This window comes from Nocardia mangyaensis, from assembly GCF_001886715.1.
Lineage (GTDB): Bacteria > Actinomycetota > Actinomycetes > Mycobacteriales > Mycobacteriaceae > Nocardia > Nocardia mangyaensis.
The window spans coordinates 3,360,314-3,379,529 of record NZ_CP018082.1 but is presented as its reverse complement, the minus strand read 5'-3'; the positions used below and the strand labels follow the sequence as shown (position 1 = coordinate 3,379,529).

General features: G+C 68.7%; 20 protein-coding genes. 13 read left to right on the top strand and 7 right to left on the bottom strand.

Annotated features, from left to right (window positions below; all coding sequences use genetic code 11):
* The first annotated feature begins 170 nt into the window (after window positions 1-170).
* The gene (locus tag BOX37_RS15160; protein WP_071928218.1) at window positions 171-602 is read left to right on the top strand and encodes a type II toxin-antitoxin system Rv0910 family toxin; all 432 of its coding nucleotides are present in this window, start codon (window positions 171-173) and stop codon (window positions 600-602) included.
* A gap of 80 nt (window positions 603-682) precedes the next feature.
* On the opposite strand, the gene dapA is transcribed toward BOX37_RS15160, so the two are convergent.
* A complete protein-coding gene (dapA, locus tag BOX37_RS15155) occupies window positions 683-1,585 on the bottom strand; it encodes a 4-hydroxy-tetrahydrodipicolinate synthase (RefSeq protein ID WP_071928217.1) in 903 nt (300 codons plus the stop codon).
* Between the two features lie 70 nt (window positions 1,586-1,655).
* On the opposite strand from dapA, the gene BOX37_RS15150 reads away from it, so the two are divergent.
* Window positions 1,656-2,552 (top strand): LysR family transcriptional regulator, encoded by an 897-nt coding sequence (locus BOX37_RS15150; protein WP_071928216.1) that lies wholly within the window; start codon window positions 1,656-1,658, stop codon window positions 2,550-2,552.
* A 153-nt stretch (window positions 2,553-2,705) separates the two neighbouring features.
* Here BOX37_RS15150 and BOX37_RS15145 read toward each other — a convergent pair whose 3' ends face one another.
* Window positions 2,706-3,428 carry a GntR family transcriptional regulator gene (locus tag BOX37_RS15145; RefSeq protein ID WP_240505354.1) on the bottom strand — a complete coding sequence of 241 codons (723 nt, stop codon included), beginning with the start codon at window positions 3,426-3,428 and terminating at the stop codon, window positions 2,706-2,708.
* 159 nt (window positions 3,429-3,587) lie between these two features.
* Between BOX37_RS15145 and BOX37_RS15140 the strand changes: the two genes are divergently transcribed.
* The 6 genes from BOX37_RS15140 to BOX37_RS15115 all read left to right on the top strand — a co-directional run bounded on the left by BOX37_RS15140 (window position 3,588) and on the right by BOX37_RS15115 (window position 9,789).
* Window positions 3,588-4,580 (top strand): BMP family protein, encoded by a 993-nt coding sequence (locus BOX37_RS15140; protein WP_071928214.1) that lies wholly within the window; start codon window positions 3,588-3,590, stop codon window positions 4,578-4,580.
* 5 nt (window positions 4,581-4,585) lie between these two features.
* Complete coding sequence (locus BOX37_RS15135; protein WP_071928213.1) at window positions 4,586-6,151, top strand: ABC transporter ATP-binding protein; 1,566 nt, start codon at window positions 4,586-4,588, stop codon at window positions 6,149-6,151.
* Between the two features lie 161 nt (window positions 6,152-6,312).
* A complete protein-coding gene (locus tag BOX37_RS15130; RefSeq protein WP_071931522.1) occupies window positions 6,313-7,383 on the top strand; it encodes an ABC transporter permease in 1,071 nt (356 codons plus the stop codon).
* A complete protein-coding gene (locus BOX37_RS15125) occupies window positions 7,380-8,306 on the top strand; it encodes an ABC transporter permease (protein WP_071928212.1) in 927 nt (308 codons plus the stop codon). Before BOX37_RS15130 ends, BOX37_RS15125 begins: the two co-directional genes overlap by 4 nt.
* 29 nt (window positions 8,307-8,335) lie before the next feature.
* A complete protein-coding gene (locus BOX37_RS15120) occupies window positions 8,336-9,316 on the top strand; it encodes an ornithine cyclodeaminase family protein (protein WP_071928211.1) in 981 nt (326 codons plus the stop codon).
* Window positions 9,313-9,789, top strand: coding sequence for a nucleoside deaminase (locus BOX37_RS15115; RefSeq protein WP_071928210.1), 477 nt, complete (start codon window positions 9,313-9,315; stop codon window positions 9,787-9,789). The genes BOX37_RS15120 and BOX37_RS15115 overlap by 4 nt, the downstream gene beginning before the upstream one ends.
* A gap of 11 nt (window positions 9,790-9,800) precedes the next feature.
* Here BOX37_RS15115 and BOX37_RS15110 read toward each other — a convergent pair whose 3' ends face one another.
* Complete coding sequence (locus BOX37_RS15110; protein WP_071928209.1) at window positions 9,801-11,171, bottom strand: MFS transporter; 1,371 nt, start codon at window positions 11,169-11,171, stop codon at window positions 9,801-9,803.
* Between the two features lie 104 nt (window positions 11,172-11,275).
* Between BOX37_RS15110 and BOX37_RS34025 the strand changes: the two genes are divergently transcribed.
* Entirely contained in the window at window positions 11,276-11,413 is a 138-nt protein-coding gene (locus BOX37_RS34025; protein WP_206045835.1) for a hypothetical protein, read from the top strand.
* Between the two features lie 36 nt (window positions 11,414-11,449).
* Here the strand turns inward: BOX37_RS34025 and BOX37_RS15100 are convergent, their stop codons facing one another.
* Both BOX37_RS15100 and BOX37_RS15095 read right to left on the bottom strand, forming a co-directional pair.
* Window positions 11,450-12,748, bottom strand: coding sequence for an RNA polymerase sigma factor (locus tag BOX37_RS15100; RefSeq protein ID WP_071928207.1), 1,299 nt, complete (start codon window positions 12,746-12,748; stop codon window positions 11,450-11,452).
* Between the two features lie 11 nt (window positions 12,749-12,759).
* Window positions 12,760-13,179: a YciI family protein gene (locus BOX37_RS15095; protein ID WP_071928206.1), complete on the bottom strand. Its 420-nt coding sequence runs from the start codon at window positions 13,177-13,179 to the stop codon at window positions 12,760-12,762.
* Window positions 13,180-13,438: 259 nt separating this feature from the next.
* Here BOX37_RS15095 and BOX37_RS15090 point away from each other — a divergent pair, with 259 nt between their 5' ends.
* Window positions 13,439-14,218 (top strand): crotonase/enoyl-CoA hydratase family protein, encoded by a 780-nt coding sequence (locus tag BOX37_RS15090; RefSeq protein ID WP_071928205.1) that lies wholly within the window; start codon window positions 13,439-13,441, stop codon window positions 14,216-14,218.
* A gap of 76 nt (window positions 14,219-14,294) precedes the next feature.
* On the top strand, window positions 14,295-15,161 hold the full coding sequence (locus BOX37_RS15085) for a sugar nucleotide-binding protein (RefSeq protein WP_071928204.1): 867 nt from the start codon (window positions 14,295-14,297) through the stop codon (window positions 15,159-15,161).
* On the opposite strand, the gene BOX37_RS15080 is transcribed toward BOX37_RS15085, so the two are convergent.
* The gene (locus BOX37_RS15080) at window positions 15,133-15,747 is read right to left on the bottom strand and encodes a TetR/AcrR family transcriptional regulator (protein ID WP_071928203.1); all 615 of its coding nucleotides are present in this window, start codon (window positions 15,745-15,747) and stop codon (window positions 15,133-15,135) included. The genes BOX37_RS15085 and BOX37_RS15080 overlap by 29 nt on opposite strands.
* 143 nt (window positions 15,748-15,890) lie before the next feature.
* On the opposite strand from BOX37_RS15080, the gene BOX37_RS15075 reads away from it, so the two are divergent.
* Complete coding sequence (locus BOX37_RS15075) at window positions 15,891-16,823, top strand: metal-dependent hydrolase (RefSeq protein WP_071928202.1); 933 nt, start codon at window positions 15,891-15,893, stop codon at window positions 16,821-16,823.
* Window positions 16,824-16,835: 12 nt separating this feature from the next.
* A complete protein-coding gene (locus BOX37_RS15070; protein WP_071928201.1) occupies window positions 16,836-17,975 on the top strand; it encodes a DUF7802 domain-containing protein in 1,140 nt (379 codons plus the stop codon).
* Window positions 17,976-18,140: 165 nt separating this feature from the next.
* Here BOX37_RS15070 and BOX37_RS15065 read toward each other — a convergent pair whose 3' ends face one another.
* A complete protein-coding gene (locus BOX37_RS15065; protein ID WP_084760828.1) occupies window positions 18,141-19,139 on the bottom strand; it encodes an oxygenase MpaB family protein in 999 nt (332 codons plus the stop codon).
* Window positions 19,140-19,216 lie beyond the last annotated feature (77 nt).

The following is a 19,216-nucleotide window of genomic DNA, read 5'->3' as shown; positions in this document are numbered from 1 at the left end:
AGCGACCCGCACACACTAGCAGCATCATGATCGACTCCGAAGTGGATCATCGTGTCCGCCATCAGAATTCCCACCGAAGCCGCCCCCGCTCCCGGACGATTGATCTATTCTTATTCGCTATGCCTCGAGCCGCCCGACGCGGAACCTCGGGTACCGGATACCATCCCGGCGTGGCGAAACTGAAGCTCTCCGTCGATGTCCCCGTCCCGCCGGATCAGGCGTGGGCCCACGCCGCCGACCTCCCGCGACTCGGCGACTGGCTGACCATCCACGAGGCCTGGCGCGGCACCCTGCCCGAGGACCTGATCCCCGGCACGGTGCTCGTAGGCATCGCCCGGGTCAAAGGCTTCCGCAACAAGGTCACCTGGACCGTGCGCACGGCCGAACCCCCGCGTCGGCTCGCGCTCACCGGCTCGGGCATCGGCGGCACCAAGTTCGGTCTCGGGATGCTGGTCGAGCCCAAGGGCACCGGGTCGAAGGTGAGCGTCGACATCGATCTCGGTGGCGCACCACTGTTCGGCCCGATCGGCTCGGCGGTGGCGAAGGCGTTGCGCGGCGACATCGAGCGCTCACTCGAGGCGTTCGTCAAGCTCTACGGCTGAGGTTTCGCCCGACTGTGCGACGGTGTCCTTCCGGGGCAGTCGGGCACCTTCGGCGGCGAACACGACTCGCAGAGGCGGGACTACCCCACCGGCTCCACGACGCTCATCACGACCCGATACCTTCGCAGTGCCTGCTCGGTCGCGTCGGCCGTGGCGGCGAGCAGCGGCAATCGGACTCCCGGATCGGGAATCTCACCGCGAGCGGCGAGCACGCTCTTGATCACCGCCGGGTTCGGTTCGGCGAACAGGGCGGTGCTGAGCGCGTCGAGGCGGTTGCCGAGCGCTCGGCCCCGGAGGACGTCACCGGCGAGCCAGGAGGTGACGAGGTCTGCGTAGGCGGCGGGGGCGACATTGGCCGCGGCGAGGATCGCGCCGTGGGCGCCGAGGGCGAGCTGAGCCGAGGCGAAGCGGTCGTCGCCGCCCAGAATCGTGGTGCGCGAACCGGCTTCGGCGAAGAGTTGGACGGTGGCCGCGGTAACGCCGCCGACGGCGTGCTTGAAGCCGGCGATGTTCGGGATGTCGGCCAGCCGGACCAGGGTCTCGCCGCTCAATGTCCGGGCGGTCCGGTAGGGCACGTCGTAGACGAGCACCGGCACCGGACTGGCCGCCGCGACCCGCGTGAAGTGCGCGATGACGCCATCCTCGGTGGGCCGGACGTAATACGGCACCACCGCGAGCACCGCCGCGACGCCGGGTGGCAGTGCGGTGATCGCGTCGACCGACTCCGCGGTCGCGTTGCCGCCCGCGCCCACGATCAGCGGTGCGTCCCGGTCGGCGCACACCCGCACGCAGATGTCGAGGACCCTGGCTCGTTCGACGACGGTCAGGGCGGAGGCCTCGGCGGTGGTTCCGAGCGCGACGAGCCCGGTCGCGCCCGCGTCGAGGACGGTGTGCGCGTGCCGCTCCAGCGCATCGCCAGCGACGGCGCCGTCACTGGTGAATGGGGTGATCAACGGGACGAAGAGTCCGTGCAGCGAGGTCATGGGTCCATGGTCGGTCCCCGAATGCATCAGGTCCAGTTCACATTTACATTGTCAACCGTAAGCTGAACTGATGCTGGATGTCCGCAAACTGCGCCTGCTCCGCGAACTGGCCCATCGCGGCACCATCGCCGCGGTCGCCGAGGCCCTCAGTTACACGCCATCGGCGGTCTCGCAACAGCTCAGCGCGCTCGAACGCGAAGCGGGCGTCCCGCTCCTCGAACGCACCGGCCGCCGCGTCGAACTCACCCCCGCCGCCCACCTGCTGGTCGGCCACACCGAGACGATTCTCGCCGCCCTGGAGCACGCCGACGCCGAATTGTCTTGCACCCGAACCGAACTCATCAGCGCCCTGCGCATCGGCGCATTCCCCACCGCCGCACGCACCCTGCTGTCCCCCGCCCTGGTCACGCTCAGCACCGACCACCCACGCCTGGAACTGACGGTCACCGAAATCGATCCCGCCGACGTCCCCGACGCCCTGCGCGCGGGCACCATCGACATCGCCCTCACCCACGACTACGACCTCGTCCCCGCCGACCAGGACCCGTCCCTGCAGACCGAGCCCCTGCACACCGAAACCGTCTACCTGGCGACCCGAGAACCCAGCCCCGGCGCCGATCCCCTCCGCGCCCACCGTGCATCACCCTGGATCGCGGGCACCCCCGGCACGCTCTGCCACACCATGACCATTCGCGCTTGCCAGGCAACAGGATTCACGCCCCACGTCCGCCACCACGCCGACGACTTCGACACCGTCCTCGCCCTGGTCGCCGCGGGCGCGGGCACCGCCATAGTGCCCGCCCTGGCCCTCTATGCCCCACCCACCGACATCGCGCTCACCCCACTGTCGACCCGCCGTCGCACCCACCTCGCCTACCGCAACGGCGCGGCCTTCCACCCCGCCATCACCGCAGCCCGCACAGCGCTGCACGCCGCCGCGACATCATCCGAGGACCGTCGCACCTGATGTCGCTGACCCGCGTCACGCTCGCAAGCCGGCCCGCGCCCCCATCGCCAGGGGACCGCGCCGGACTGGTGCATCCACCCCTCGAACCCGAACGAGAAGCTGCCGCCACCAACGCCTCGTGATCAACAGCCCAGTTCAACGATGCCGACTCACTCAGGCCGTCTTCTCCCGTGCGGACCCGCGCTGGCGGGTGCGAGTCGCGGTGACCGGGTCGAAGTCGGGCATGGACCACTGGGCCGACAGGGCCAAGCTGGGTTCGCGGCCGGAAGCCACATGGCGGTAGGCGATTTCGGCTGCGGCGTCGGGGTCATTGGCGGCGATGGCGGCGTAGAGGTCCTCGTGTTCGTCGCACTGGGTGCCGGGGTCGCGTTCCTTGGTGAGGTGAAACAGCCAGCGGACGCGCGATTCCAAGGGGCGCAGCAACGATTGCAGCAGTGGGTTGCCGGAGACTTCCACGATGACGGCGTGGAATCCGGCATTGGCGGCGGCGATGGCGGCCTGGTCACCGCGAGCGGTGGCCTGGCGCGCGGCGGAGAGCTGGGCACGCAGCGCCGCGAGGTCGGCGGGCTCGGCGCGCTCGGCGGCCAGGCGGGCGGCGAGCACTTCCAGGCTCTCGCGCACGTCGAACAGATCACGCACATCGGCGACGGTGAACGGCGCGACAATGGCGCCCTGGCGCGGCACGATCACCACCAGGCCCTCGCGTTCGAGCATCTGCAGCGCCTCGCGCAGCGGGATCCGCGAGATGGCCAGCTCGGTGGCCAGGTCCCGTTCCACCAGTCGCTGACCAGGACTCAATCGTAGGTCGATGATCCGATCGCGCAGTTCCTCGTACGCCTGATCCCGCAGCGACTTCTTCACCGGTTCCTCAGCCACCACAGCATCCTTCCGCTCCCGCACGCTTCCCACGGTAGCCCGCTCGCGGGAGGCGACCGTTTCTTACGTTTCGGTAATCCGCTCGTCATCTCCGGGCACCAGGCTCTCACTTAACGGTATACCGCTAAGTGAGCGGTTCGTTCGATCAAGGAGTACCCCGTGCACAAGTCCACTCGGCGCGCGATCGCCTTCGGCTCGGCCGCCCTGACCGCCGCTGCTCTGCTGTCGGCGTGCGGATCCGCCGACACCGCCGCTTCGGGCGACAAGCTCGCGGTCGGCGTGTTCTTCCCCGGTTCGCTGTCGGACACCGGCTTCATGCAGTCGGGGTACCTCGGCTACCAGCGCATCGCCGAGACCCTCGGGGACAAGGTGGAGCTCAGCAAGGTCGAGCAGGTCGCCGCGGCCGACTACCAGCAGGCACTGGTCCGGTTCGCCTCCACCAACGACCTGGTGATCTCCCTGGGCGGCCAGACCGACGCCGACCTGCGCAAGGTGGCCCCGCAGTTCCCCGACGTGAAATTCGTCGAGATCGGCGGCCCGGCCGACGCGGTGCCGATGGCCAACCTCGCCTACTACGACCCGCAGCAGGCCGAGGCGGAGTTCCTCAGCGGCGCGGTGTCGGCGGCGGGCTCCAAGTCCGGCGCGGTGGCCTTCGTCGGCGGTGTGGAGCTGCCGGCGATCGTCAACGCCGCCACTGCCTTCGGCAACGGCGCGCGCTTCGCCAAGCCCGATGTCAGAGTGCTCACTCCGCAGTACGTGGGCGACTTCAACGACCCGGCCAAGGCCAAGCAGGCGGCACTGGCCAACTACGGCGCGGGCGCGGGCGCGCTGGGGCAGATCGTGAACCTGGGCAAGGCCGGTCTGGAACAGGCCGCGACCCAGTCCAACGCGAACGTCGTCGGCGGACCCATCCCCGGCGATTGCGGCAACCCCGTCTACCTGGGTTACGTGCACACCGATATCGGCGCCGAGGTCGAATACGCCGTCCAGGCGGTCCTGGATGACACCTGGAAGGCCGAGAACGTGCAGTTCGGGCTGACCTCGGACAACGACGGCACCGATTTCGTGCTGTGCAGCACCGACACCGCGGTCGCCGAGGCGCTCGACAAGGCCAAGACCGCACTGTCCACCGGCGCCGTGAAGCCGTACTGACGATCATGAGCACTCCCGCATTGACCCTGCAGGGGTTGGGGAAGAGTTTCGGTGACGTGCGAGCCCTGCACGACGTGGACGTCACCGTCGAATCCGGCACCGTCCACTGCGTGCTCGGCGAGAACGGCGCAGGCAAGTCGACGCTGTGCAATCTGGTGTTCGGCGGCTACCGGCCCGACGCGGGCCGAATGCTGCTGGGTGGCAACGAGTTCCACCCCGACTCCCCGGCCGCCGCGATGGCCGCCGGTGTCGCCATGGTGCACCAGCACTTCAGCCTGGTCACCACGATGACCGTCGCGGAGAATCTGCTGCTCACCCAGCACGGCCTCCGGATGCGCCGCAGGGATCTCACCGACCGGCTCGACGAGATCGCGCAGCGCTACCGGCTGCGCGTCGACCTCGATCAGCGGGTCGCGACGATGCCGGTCGGGGCGCGGCAGAAGGTCGAGATCGTCAAGGCGCTGCTGCGCGAGCCGTCGCTGATCCTGCTGGACGAACCGACGGGAGTGCTCGATCCGGCAGAGATCGACGCGTTGATCGACACCTGCCGGGCCGTCGCCGCCGACGGCACCGCGGTGGTGCTGGTGACGCACAAGCTCGGCGAGGTGGCCAGGGTCGCCGATGCCGCGACCGTGCTGCGGCGTGGCACGGTCGCGGGCGGCGGGCGGATGTCGAAGACGAGCATCGCCGAACTGCTCACCGCGATGGTCGGGCGCACGGCCGCCGACCTCGATCCGACCGTGGCCGCCACGCTCGGCCTCGACACCGCGGGGCCGAGAGCCGCGGCGAGACAGCGCCATTCGACCGCGCTCGACGCGACCGCCCCGGTCTTGTCGGTCGAGGGCCTGTGCGCCGAGCGCGCCGACGGCAGCACCGCGCTCGCCCAGGCGCGCCTGGCGGTCCGCCCCGGCGAGATCGTCGGCATCGCCGGGGTGGAGGGCAACGGCCAGAGCGAACTGGTCGCGATTCTGGCCGGCAGCGCCTCGGCGACCGGGGGCACCGTCACCCTCGACGGCACCGACATCACCGCCGCGCGCCCCGCCACCCGCACCGAATTGGGCCTCGGTGTCGTCCCCGAGGACCGGCATCGCGACGGCATGGTCGCCGGCATGACCATCGCCGAGAATCTGTTCCTCGGTCAGCTCGGCCGGTTCCGCCGCTTCGGGCTGCTGGACCGGCGGGCGATCGGTCGCGCCGCCCAGGCCGAACTCGACCGGTTCGACGTACGCGCGTCCGGCCCGTGGGTGCGGATGGGCTCACTGTCGGGCGGCAACCAGCAGAAGGTGGTGCTCGCCAGGGAACTGTCCGCCACGAACCTGCGCTGTCTGGTCGCCGCGCAACCCACGCGCGGATTGGACATCGGCGCGGTCGATTTCGTGCTGACCCAGCTACGCCGCGCGGCCACCGAGGGCTGCGGGGTGCTGGTGGTCTCGAGCGAGGTACCCGAACTGCTGGCCCTGTGCGATCGGGTGTTCGTCGCCTACCGCGGCGCGCTCACCGGCCCGGTCGAGACCGCTGATCTCACCGCCGCACAACAGATCAGCGAACTGATGATGGGAGTAGCGGCATGAGCACACCGCATCGGGAACCGAAGCCAACCGTGGCCGACCCACACCCCCACCGCGGGGAGCGGACCGTGCGACGCGCCACGGCAACCTTGCGTGGCACTGGTCAGCGACCGGTCGACCTGCGTCAGTGGGCCCACCACCCGATCGTCGTCGCGGTGGCGGCGATGCTCGCCGCTGGTGTGATCGGGCTCATCCTGGCCGCCGTCGCCGGGGCCGCGCCTGGGGCCGCGATGTCGGCCCTGTGGGAGGGCATGTTCGGCAGCGACTACGCCATCGGCGCCTCGCTCAATGTGGCGGCCACGCTGATGCTGGTGGCCGTCGGCTTCACCATCGCGCACCGCGCCGGGCTGGTGAATGTCGGTGGCGAGGGCCAGATCTGCGCGGGCGCCATCGCCGCCACCGCGGTCGGCACCACGTTCACCGGCGCGCCCGCCGCGATCACGGTGCCCGCCGTGCTGATCGCGGCAGCGGCAGCGGGGTGGTCGTGGGCGGCGATCGCGGCGTATCTCCGAGTCCGGCGCGGCACCAGCGAGATCATCACCACGCTACTGCTCAACTTCGTCGGCCTGGCGCTGGTGCTGCTCGTCGTGCACGAGCCCGCGCTGCTGCGCCAGCCGGTGACCTCTTCGGAGACCCTGCCGCAGTCCGCGCCGCTGACCCCGGCCGCGCATCTGCCCCTGCTCGGCATCGAGCGCTCCCCCGCCACCGTCGCGCTCTGGATCGCGCTGCTGGCCGCGTTCGGCACCGCGATCCTGGTGCGCCGCACCGCACTCGGTACCCGGCTGCGCGCGGTCGGGCTCAATCCCGAGGCCGCCGCGCGACTCGGTCTGCCCGTGCAGCGGCTGCGCTTCCTCAGCCTGTCCAGCGCGGGCGCGTTCTCCGGCGTGGCGGGTGGCCTGCTCGTGGCCTCGGCGCCGTTCGTGCTGGCCGAGGGCTTGTCCTCTGGGTACGGCTTCTCCGGACTCGTCGTCGGCCTGCTGGCGCGCGGCTCGCTGGCCGCGGTGGTCGCGGTCTCGCTGCTGCTCGGATTCCTGGTCTCCGGCGGGATCAATCTGCAGTTGGCGGCCGGGGTACCCGCCTCGACCGTCTCGGTCGTGGAGTCGCTGATGATCGTGTTCATCGCGGGCGCCGCGCTCTGGACCAGAACCATCCGCAAGTCCGAACCCGCTGCGCCGCAGCCGGTTTCCCCGATTGCATCCCCCGACACCACCGACCTGGCAGGAGCGCCGCGATGAGCCTCGACACGGTCACCGACATCGCCACCAGCGGGATCGGTTTCACCCTGCCCATCCTCGTGGCCGCCAGCGGCGAACTGGTCAGCGAACGCGCCGGAGTGCTCAACCTGAGCCTCGAGGCGATGATGCTGACCGGTGCGTTCGCCGGGGTACTCGGCGCCGTCACCACCGGGTCACCGGTGCTCGGCGCGGTCACCGCCGTCGCGGCGGCCCTGATCTTCGGTGTACTGCAGTCGATCTGGAGCATCGGGCTGCGCGCCGATCAGATCGTCGTCGGCATCGCCAGCAACGCGCTGGCCCTCGCCGCCACCACCTACGGTGCGCGGCTGCTGCTGTCCGACGGCAAAGGCCACCGCGTGCCCGGCTTCGATCCGCTGGAAATCCCGCTGCTGCACCAGATTCCGATCATCGGCCGCGCCCTGTTCGGACAGACCGCCCTCGGCTACCTGTGCATCGCGGTCGTCGCCGCGCTGGCGTTCGTGTTCGCCCGCCGGACGAAGCTGGGTCTGATGATCGACGCGGTCGGCGAAGACGCCGTCGCCGCCGACCGCACCGGCCTGTCCGTGCGCGCCGTCCGCTACGGCTGCGTCCTGCTGGCCGCGTTCGCCGCGGGTCTCGGTGGCGCGCAACTGGCGCTGTCGGAGGTGCATTCGTTCAGCGACAACATGACCGGTGGCATCGGCTATCTGGCCGTGGTCGCGGTGATCGCGGGGCGCTGGCGCGCGCTCGGCGTGATCTGGGCGTCGGTGTTCTTCGGCATCGCCCAGGCGCTGCAGTTCGCGCTGCCCGCGCTCGGCGTGACCGTCCCGTTCGCGCTGCTGGTGATGCTGCCCTATCTGATCGCGATCGTCGCCGTGAGCGGCCTGGTCGGCAACAGCCGCTCACCGCGCGACCTGACCGTCGCCTTCGCCCGCACGTCCTGACCTTTCCCTGCTTTCCCGAGGAGCCGACGTTGACTCTGATCCTGTCGCATTCCGATGTGGCCACCGTGCTCGACCGCGGCGAGGTGCTCGCCGCCGTCGAACGCGCGCACGCCGACCTCGCGCTCGGCACCGCGCTCGTGCCCGCCCCGCCTGCGCTGACGCTGGGCGACGCGGCGTTCGTGCCGATGGTCGCCGCCGCCGAGTCCGCAGGCGCCGCGGCGGTGAAACTGCTCGCCGACCTGCCCGGCAACCGGGCGCGCGGGCTGCCGGTGCAGCGGTCGGTGATCGTGGTGACCTCGGCGGCCGACGGTGGCTGCGAGGCACTCATCGACGGACGCATGGTCACTGCCGTGCGCACCGCTGCCGCCAGTGCGGTTGCAACGAAACACCTTTCCCGGCAAGAGAGTTCGGTGCTCGGGCTGATCGGTGCCGGGGGCCTCGCCGTCGAACACACCCGCGCCATCGCGCAGGTCCGCGCGCTCGAGACGGTGTTCGTCTGGTCGCGTACGGCCGCCACGATCGAATCGTTCTGTGCCGAGATCGCCGATCTCGGTCTCGAGGTGCGAGCGCTGGACTCCCCCGAAGCGGTCACCAGAGCGGCGCACGTCCTGTGCACGTTGACCCCTTCGCGCACACCGATCGTGCACGGTGCCTGGTTCGGCCACGGACTGCACGTCAACGCCGTCGGCGCCCCGCCGCGGGCCGATCATCGCGAGGTCGACGGCGAGGCCATGCGGCGCGCCACCGTGGTCGTAGACTCGATCGGCACCACGCTCGCCAAGTCCGGTGACACGTTGCTGGCCATCGCCGAGGGCGCGATCACCGAGACCGCGGTGGGCACCGAACTGGGTGCGGTGATCGTCGGCCACGCGCCCGGCCGCACCGGTGAACACGACATCACCCTGTTCAATTCGGTCGGGATCGGCCTGCAGGATCTGGCCGCCGCCCGCCTGCTCATCGACAAGGCCCGCGCCAACGGCATCGGAACGGAAGTGGATCTGAGCTCATGACCGCACTCACCGAGATCGACCTCACCCATCTGCGCCGCGCGATCGCACTCGCCGAGCAGGCATCAGTACGCGGAGACCGGCCGTTCGGCGCCGTGGCCGTCGACCGCGCCGGCGGTGTGATCGCCGAGGGCGAGAACGCGGTCAGCACCAGCGGCGATGTGACGACCCATGCCGAACTCGCCGCGATCACCACCGCCACGGCGGCGGGCCGGGCCGAGTCGCTGCGCGGCGCGACCGTCTACGCCAGTGGCGAACCGTGTCCGATGTGCGCGGCGGCGATGGTGTGGGCCCAGGTGGGTCGCATCGTCTTCGCGGCCGCGGCGGCCGAGTTCGGACCGATCCTGCCCGGTGGGCCGCGATTCGCGCTCACCTGCGCCGAACTGGTCGCCACGTCGAACGTGCCCGTCGAGGTGAGCGGACCGCACCTGGGTGAGGAAGCGCTCGCCGTCTTCCGGGCCGCCGCGGCGAGCTGATCCCGCGGCACTCACTTCACCGGGACCGACTGACTCGCCTCGGTGAACTCGCCCAGTTCACGCTGCTCCTCGATGGCCTCCGGGGTGCCGGGTACCTGGGTGCCACGCAGCGACACGCCCTTGGTCTCGATCAGGAAGTACGCCGCGATCAAACCGATCAGACAGGCGCCGAACATGTAGTAGGCGGGAATCAGCTGATCGCCGGTCGCCTCGATCAGCGTCTGGTTGATCACCGGCGCGGTGCCGCCGAACAGCGAGGTGGCCACGTTGTAGCCGATCGCGACGCCGGCGAAGCGCACGATCGTCGGGAACATGGCGGGGAAGGTCGCCGAGATGGTGGCCAACTGGGGTGCGTAGAGCAGGCCGAGGATGGCGAAGCCGACGATCGCACCGGTCAGTGAGGTCCCGATCAACTTGTAGATCGGGATCACCATGATCATCAGCGCCGCGCAGGAGAACAGCCACATCGGCCGGCGGCCCACCCGGTCGGAGAGCGCGCCGAGGAACGGCAAGGTCAACAGCATGGCGATCTGGCCGATCAGCGGGACGAGCAGCGCGTCGGATTCCGCCATGCCGAGCGTGGTGCCCAAATACGTCGGGGTATAGCTGAGCAGCGAATAATTCACCACGTTCAAGGCGATCACCAGACCGAACAGGGTCAGCACCGGGCGCAGGTATTTCGTCACCAGATCGCGGTAGACGCCGACGGTTTCCTCGGTGGCGTCGTTGCGCTCCACCTCGCGGAAAACCGGCGTGTCCTCGACTCTGCTGCGCAGATACATGCCGATCAAACCCAGCGGCCCGGCGATCAGGAACGGAATGCGCCAGCCCCACGAATGCATCGATGATTCGTCGAGCACATTCACCAGCAGCAGGGCGGTCAGATTACCGAGCGTGAAACCGGCCAGGGTGCCGACTTCCAGGAAACTGCCATAGAAGCCGCGCTTGCGGTCGGGCGCGTATTCGGCCATGAAGGTCGCGGCGCCACCGTACTCACCGCCCGCGGACAGGCCCTGGAGCATGCGCAGCAGGTAGAGCAGGATCGGCGCGGCGATCCCGATGACCTCGTAGCTGGGGATCAGGCCGACGACCATCGTCGAACCTGCCATCAGAATGATCGTCATCGCGAGGACGCGCTTGCGTCCGATCCGGTCACCGAGCGGCCCCCAGATCATGCCGCCGATCGGCCGGATGAGGAATGACACGGCGAATCCGAGCAAAACGTAGACAACGCTGGATCCCTCCCCGTTTCCGGGAAACAGCGACACGGCGATATAGGTCGCCAGATAGGCATAGACGCCATAGTCGAACCATTCGACCGCATTGCCGATCGCCGATGCACCGATGGCCCGATGCAGCACCGATTTCGATTCCTGTGACATCCACAAAACCTCTCTTCGTCGCCAATGCGGGCTACCCGGGCCGATCAGCGAACAAACGTGTCGGGGGTGCGAAGAACATCACTCATACCCTCTACACGGCGGAAATGGCGCTGCGACACGGGGTTCATCTGCCACCGTTCGGCGAACTCGCCGATCCGCGCGTGCTGTCGGAGGTCGCCGCCGAGGCCGAAACGGCGGGCTTCGACGGGGTGTTCGGCTGGGGCGTCGGGCTCGCGGGGTGACGGCGCTCGGGCGACGCCGCCCGGAGAGCCTGGCGGTCAGTGGTCCGGTGTCGGGAGGGCCGCGAGTTTGTTCGTGAGGACGGCGCGTTCGCGGTCGTTGGCGCAGCGGCGGACGGCCTCCGCGAGTTCGGTACGGGCTTCCTCGGTGCGACCGAGCCGGGTGAGCAGTTCGCCGCGCACACTCGGCAGCAGGTGCGAGGTCGACAGGGCGCCCGCGTCGACCAGCTCGTCGACGATCCGGAGCGCGGCAGCCGGACCGTTGGCCATCGACACCGCGACCGCGCGGTTGAGATCCACCACCGCCGACGGCGCCAACCGCCCGAGCGCTTCGTACAGCAGCACCACCCGTTCCCAGTTGGTCTCGGCCACCGAGGCAGCGACGGCGTGGCATTCGGCGATCGCGGCCTGCAGGCCGTAGGCACCGAGCCCGCGCCCGACCTGTCCGGCCTTGACCAGCGCGGCCCGACCACGACCGATCGCCGAGTGGTCCCAGCGGCGGCGGTCCTGCTGTTCGAGCAGCACCGGTTCGCCGTCGGGTCCGGTGCGGGCGGGGAATCGGGCCGCGGTCAGTTCCAGCAGGGCGAGCAGTCCGAACACCTCGGGCTCGCCGGGCATCAGCCGGGACAGGACGCGAGCGAGCCGCTGGGCCTCCCCGGCCAAGTCGAAGCGAATGAGATCACCACCGGAACTGGCCGATGACCCCTCGGTGAAGATCAGGTAGATGACGCCGAGCACCGAGCCGAGCCGAGCACCGCGCTCGGCGGCGGGCGGCACCTCGAAGGCGACCCTCGCCGCCCCGAGTGTCTTCTTCGCCCTGGTGATCCTGGCCTGCACGGTTGCGGTCGGCACCAGGCACGCCCTGGCGATCTCGTCGCTGGTGAGACCGCCGACCACGCGCAGTGTCAGCGCCAGCCTGGCCTCCCGCGACAGCACCGGGTGACACGAGATGAAGATCAGCGCGAGCACGTCGTCGTCGATCTGATCCGGATCCCACAGCACCTCCGCCGCCGCGCGCACCGGATCGGCGCCCTCGCCTCCGGTGAGCACGCCGCCCTCGCCGAGATCGCCGGCGAGAGCGGCGTACCGGTCGTCGAGGGCGGCGCGGCGCCGGAACGCGTCGATCGCGCGGCGCCGCCCGACGGTGAGCAACCACCCGGCCGGGTGTCGCGGCACGCCCTCGCGCGGCCAGCTCACCAGCGCCTCGGCCAGCGCCTCTTGGGCGAGGTCCTCGGCCATCGCGAAATCGCCGGTGTAGCGGGCGAGGGCGCCGACGATCCTGGCCGATTCGATCCGCCAGACGGCGGCGACGGCCTCGCGGCCGGTGTGGTCGCTCATCTCGGTCGGGCTCAGAGCTGGCCGGTGGCCTCGCGCCAGGCGCGTTCCTTCTGGATCCAGATGTTGTCCTGCGGGAACTCGTCGATGCTGCTGACCCGACGGATCTCGGTCTTCACCCCGGGTCCGGCGCCGGGCATCCGCTTGGCCCACTCGATCGCTTCCTCCTTGGAGGCGACGTTGAGGATGTAGTACCCACCGAACAGTTCCTTGGTCTCGCCGTACGGGCCGTCGGTGATCACCGGAGTCTCCGAGGAGTAGTCGACGACCACCCCCTCCGCCGGGTCCTCCAGCCCCTCGGCGGCGACGAGGACCCCGGCGTTGATCAACTCGTCGTTGAACTTGCCCATGGTCTCGAGAATCTCGTCGAAGTTCACCTCGCCCATCGCGGCATAGGCTTCGTCGGTCGCGCGCATGATCAGCATGTACTTCATGTTCTGTCTCCTCGAATCGGTGCGGATCCGCCTGCCGGATCCTGCTGTTCATCCCTAGGTCGAACGGGCACCAGCGCGAATCGACACCCGATCGAATTTTCTTTTCGCGAGTTTCCGGCAGCCTACGACGCGGCGCGACGTGGTGCCCGGAAAGGCGAGCGCGGATACGCGATCCGGATGCCCGGGGACCGTCGGCGTGATACATGTCGACGGGATCTGGCACGCCTACTGTGCGCAGACATCGACAAAGGAGTCACCGGTGACCGCAGTTCTCGTCGAGCAACGCGAGCACGTACTCGTCATCGTCCTCAACCGGCCGCAGGCCATGAACGCGGTCGATGCCGAGGTCAGCACCGGCGTCGGCGAGGCACTGGAACGGGCCGAAGCCGATTCGCAGATCCGGGCGGTGGTGCTCACCGGCGCCGGGGAACGCGCGTTCTGCGCGGGCGCCGATCTCAAGGCGCTCGGGCGCGGTGAGTCGATTCTGGCCGCGGGACACGAGGACTGGGGCCTGGCCGGCTACATGCGCCACCCGATCTCCAAGCCGACCATCGCCGCGGTGAACGGCTTCGCGCTCGGCGGCGGCACCGAACTCGTCCTCGCCAGCGACCTCGCCGTCGCCGCCGACACCGCCACCTTCGGCCTGCCCGAGGTCGCTCGCGGCCTGTTCGCCGCCGCGGGCGGCGCCTTCCGCCTCCCCGAACAACTCCCCCACAAGATCGCCATGGAGATGATCCTCACCGGTGACCCCATCACGGCCGCCCGTGCCCTGGAACTCGGCCTGATCAACCGCGTGGTCCCCGCCGCCGAAGTCCTCGATGCCGCACTCGCCCTCGCCACCCGCATTGCCGACAACGCTCCCCTCGCCGTCCAGGCGAGCAAGCGGGTGGCCCTCGGCATCCTCGACGGCAAACTCGCCGACGACGCCGCCTGGGACCACACCAACCGCGAAATCGCCGCCCTCTTCATGACCGAAGACGTCCGCGAAGGCACCCTCGCCTTCGCCCAGAAACGCACACCCACCTGGCAGGCCCGCTGACCGTGACGCAGAACTTCGTCCCCGGATCCACTGTGCTCGGTCGCGAAGTCCGTCCGGACCTGGGCAAGGGGCCGGGATGTCCGTGCGGTCTGGCTACGATCACCGGATGCGGACCCACTGCTTCCGGCTTCTGATTCTCGGTGCTTCTGGGTTCGTCGGGAGTGCGTTGCAGGCGCGGCTCGGTGCGCGGCACGAGGTGGTGGGGGCGAGTCGGAGCGGGCGTGTGCGGGTGGATCTCGGAGATGGAGCAGCGGTTCGGGGGCTGGTGCGGCAGAGATTCGATGTGGTGATTCATACTGCCGGTGTTGTGGACCTGGCTGCGGCACAGCGGGATCCGGAACTCGCCTACGCGGCGAATGTGGAGCCGATGGCGGCATTGCTCGACGCGGTCGAGGAGACCGGGGCCAAGCTCGTGTATTTGTCGACCGACAATGTGTTCGACGGGACTCGTGAGTTCTACGACGAGACCGCCACGCGGGCACCGATCAATGTCTATGGGCGGACCAAGGCCGCGGCGGAGGACTTGGTGCTGGCGCACGATCGGCATCTGGTCGTGCGGCTTCCGCTCGTCTACGGGCGCAGCCCGGGTTCGGACAAGTTTCTCGCTCGGTTCGCCGCGCCCGAGATCGAAGCGCGCACCGATATCGTGTGCAATCCGCTGTATCTACCCAGTCTGGCCGTGATGCTCGAGCAGCTCTTCGATCTCTCGGGCGTGGCACACGTCGGTGGCGCCCAGACGCTGAGCCGCTTCGAGTTGACGACTCGCGTGCGCGATCGGCTCGGCGCCCCCGCGCAGATCATCCCGACGGACGCGAGCACAAGGGTCGAGGACTGCCCGCGGCCGCGACGACTGGTGCTGCGCAGCGTCCGGCACCCGCTCACCGGACCCGATGTGGACTCCGCGCTCGACGATCTCACCGGGGTGAGGTGGACTGGGCGCTGATCGCCGTGCCCATCCAGCGGCGCAGATAGCCACGCAGTTCCTCGTCGTCGCGCTGGGGGTTGCCGGGCGAGAGGAAGAACGACTGCATGGTGCGCAGCGCGTATTCGACGAGTTCGCGCAGGGCGGGTTCGTCGTAGCCGTGGTCCGCCCAGTCGACGTCGAAGCGACGGATCATCGTCATGCCGAAAGCTTGGGCCTCGTCGGAGGTGAGACTGTCGGGGTGGGCGTTGGAGTAGGAACTCGACAGCAAGATGCCCAGGTGCGGGGTGCGGCGGACCTCGGCGAGGGTGTAGACGATGGCTTCGATCATGGCGGTGGCCGGATCACGCAGGCCGGTGACATGCGCGGTCAGGCGGTCGAGGAAGCCGTCGACCGAGGCGATGGCAGCCGCGGTCATCAGCGCGTCCGCGCTCGGAAAATACCGGTAGACGGTCTGGCGGATCACGCCGAGTGATTCGGCGACGTCGGCGATGCTGATCTCCGCGCCGGTCCGGCCGATGAGTTCGACTGCGGCGGCGATGATTCGGCGCGATGCCTCCGCATCATCCGCCGGTGGACTCCCACCCCAGCCACGTCTTCGCGCCACCGGGTGGACGCTAGCACAAGCCCAGGTCACAGCGAATTCCCCGAAAGTGATCATACAGAGAGATGTCCATTCGTATGATTGCTTCAACCACCCGAGTGGCAGGCCCGACACCGGCGCATGCCCGAACAACGAGGTACTCGACCGTGACCGATCTTCACGTCCGCAAAATGGACTTCGCGTTCTCCGACTACGACGTGCCGTTTCTGTGGAACCCGCAGAACCCGGCCTTCTCCTCGATGGCCAACGCCGTCTCGTTCCTGGCGATCGGCTTCGAGAAGATGATCGTGCAGCTGATCACGCAGGCGAAACCCCAGTTCACCGACCCCGAGGTCGCCGAGGAGGCCGACGCCTTCATGCGCCAGGAGGGCCAGCACTCGACCGCGCACCGCCAGCACGTCAAGGCGCTGATCCGGCGCTACCCCGGCCTGCAGCAGACCCTGGACGCGGTGATCGCCGAGTTCGACAAGCTCACCGCGACCACCCCGGTGAAGTACCGCCTCGCCTACACCGCCGATCTCGAGGCCACCTTCACCCCGGTGTTCAAGCTGATGCTCGACAACGACGCGAGCCTGTTCGCCCCCGGTGACGACCGGGTGGCCTCGCTGTTCATCTGGCATTTCGTCGAGGAGGTCGAGCACCGCAGTTCGGCACTGATCCTCTTCAATTCCGTGGTCGGCAGCGAGCTGTACCGGATGCGGGTGGCGCCCTCGATCTTCCGGCACGTCATGCAGGTGATCCGGGTGGCGTGCGCGGGCTTCAACGAGCATGTACCGCTGGAAGATCGCCAGGTCGACGCGATGTCGATGTTCGCCAGCTACCGCAATCAGCAGAAGCTGCGTCGACTGCTGCCATTCCTCGGCGCCCCGATCGAGAACGGGACCTCACCGCGCGCCTTCGACGACCTCGCGCTGCGTGAACAGCTCGTCGCCCTGGTCGGCATCGTGCGCAGTCAGATGCCGCACCACAATCCCGCGCACGAGAACCTGCCCGAACTCGCCAACGAATGGTTCCGGCGCTACGACGAAGGCTACGACGTCACCCGTTGGTACACCGCCGATTCCGCCGCCAGCTCGTAGAAGGAACGCCCGATGGCCGAGCTTTGCTCACCCACCTTTGCCGATCTCGCCGAACGTCTCGGCTTCTCCTGCGCGGAAGCGGGCGGACTGGTCGAGTTCCGTAGTCCGACCGACCTGGAGAACTGGACGCTGCCGGTTCTCGAACTGACCATCACCGTCGGCGCCGTGCTGGCATTGATCTACGCGATCGTGCGCCTGCGCCGCCACGGCGACCCCACCAATCTGGTGTTGTGGTTCGGCGCCTGCGCCTACCTGTTCATCATCGAGCCGCCGCTGTACTTCCCGGCCGCGTTCGGCATCGAGGAACATGTCGACACGATGTTCGCGCACAACGTGTTCACCGTGGACTTCCTCTGGGGACGTCTCCCCCTCTACATCATCGCGATCTATCCGCTGATGGCCACACTCGCGTTCGGCATCGTCCGGATGCTCGGCATCTTCCGCCGCTACGGCGTGCTGGTCGGCGCCATCTGTGTGGGATTCGTGCATCACGCGTTCTACGAGATCTTCGATCACCTCGGCCCGCAGCTGCGCTGGTGGGAGTGGTCGCTGGACAATCCGATCAACCAGCCGATGTTCGACTCGGTCCCGGTCGGCAGCGTGGTGGTCTTCGCGGCCCTGTGGCCGATGTCGTTGGCGTTCTGCGTGCAGTACTTCGTCGGCCGTCACGTGGACGCGGGCCAGAGCTTCTCCGGGCTCGCACTGACCTGGCGCACCGTGGTCATCGGCCTGCTGGCCTCGGTCGGCACCTTCCTGCTCCCGCTGCCCGCCACGGTGATCGGGATGAGCGGTGACACGGTCCGCGGGGTGGTCTATCTGCTCGAACTGGCGGTGATGGCGGTGGTCGCGACGGTGGTCATGACACGTCAGTGGCGGCAACTACGCCAGGGAACCGCGGACGACCCGGGCTACGTCGACCGCTTCGTCAAGATCTTCGCCTCGATCTACCTGGTCGTGTTCGCTTTCCTCTGGCTCACCGCGCTCCCGGACTACTTCACCGCGGTCGACGGCGTGACCAGCAACGGCGACCCGATCGGAAACCTCTGGTACACCCTGGCCTGTTTCGTCGTCGCCATTGTCTCGGTGGTCGCCACGGTCACGGTGCCGCAACCGGCGCACGCGCCGACGCCGGCGAAGGCGCCGACGGCCTAGCCTCGGCTCACCGCGGGTCGTTGCCTGTCGATTCGGGTTCATCCGGCGGTCGAGTCGTCGACCGCCGGTACGCGATGACGCCGATGACCAGGACGATCAGAGCTGCGATAGCGAGTATCTCCATGGTCGGCGCCTACCCCGCGAGGCGCCGGCCAATCGCCGTTCTCAGATCAGCGCCTTCTGCTTGCGGATGCGGCGGCGCACATCACGCATCATCGAGTGGGTACCGGCGAACCGGATGAACTTCGGGATGAATCGGTTGACGAAACCGACGAACAGGAAGAGGTGCTCGAACCGGCGCTGGTCCGACTCGCTCCACTCGATCGCCATCTGCTCGCGGAAGTGCGGCGGCAGAAAGCCCGCGGTCAAGAACTGCAGGAGCCCGCCCGCGACGATCCGCAGCGACCAGTGGATCATCCGAAGGTGCACCAGGTCGTCGATATAGGCACGGAATTCGTCGTCGCACACCACGCCCTTGCAGGCCTCGAGCCAGTAGGCGTCGAAATCGGCGCGGGTCTTGGGCCACATGTCGGGGTGCACCTGCAAGGTGGTGCCGAAAGTGTCAGCGCCCTGGTAGAAGGCCTCCAGCTCCTCGGCGGTCATCTTGCCGTGCAGCATTTGGTTCGTGTCCTCGAAGCCGATGTAGATGGCAGCGGCCACATACATCTGCAGGTTGCGGTCGAAGGCGTTGTACTTGACCTTCGATCCCGGCCGCGACTTGACCTGACGGTGCGCGACGTTGACCGCCTCGCGCATGGCCTTCTTGTCCTCGTCGGTACCCAGCACCGCTGTCGCGAGGTAGGCCGACGTCGTGCGCAACCGCTTCCACGGATGCACCATCAGCGCGCCGGATTCGACCTGGCTTTCCATCACACCGGCCGCGACACCCTGGTGCGCGAACTGCATCGCCACGTTCGCCGCCGCGCCGGCGAACATCCAGAAGTCCAGCGAGTCGGCCAGTTGCGCCGGCTTCTTACGCGGGGAGCGGTACGTGTCGGGGATGTGAATGCGCACCTGCTCGAGGGTCAGTTCCTCGACGGCTTGCTCCTGCGCCGGGAACGGGCGCTGCGCGGATCGCCACTGTGCCGCAGGCCCCTCCTCGACGTATCCGTCGCTGTTCGGATCTCCGTACTCGGGTTCGCCGGGCTTCGTTGCCGTGGTCATCGTCATCCTTTCCCAGAGGTGCCCGCGCCTCGGCTGTCACCAACGCGGATCGACGCCGAGGGGCAGTTTCGGCAGCC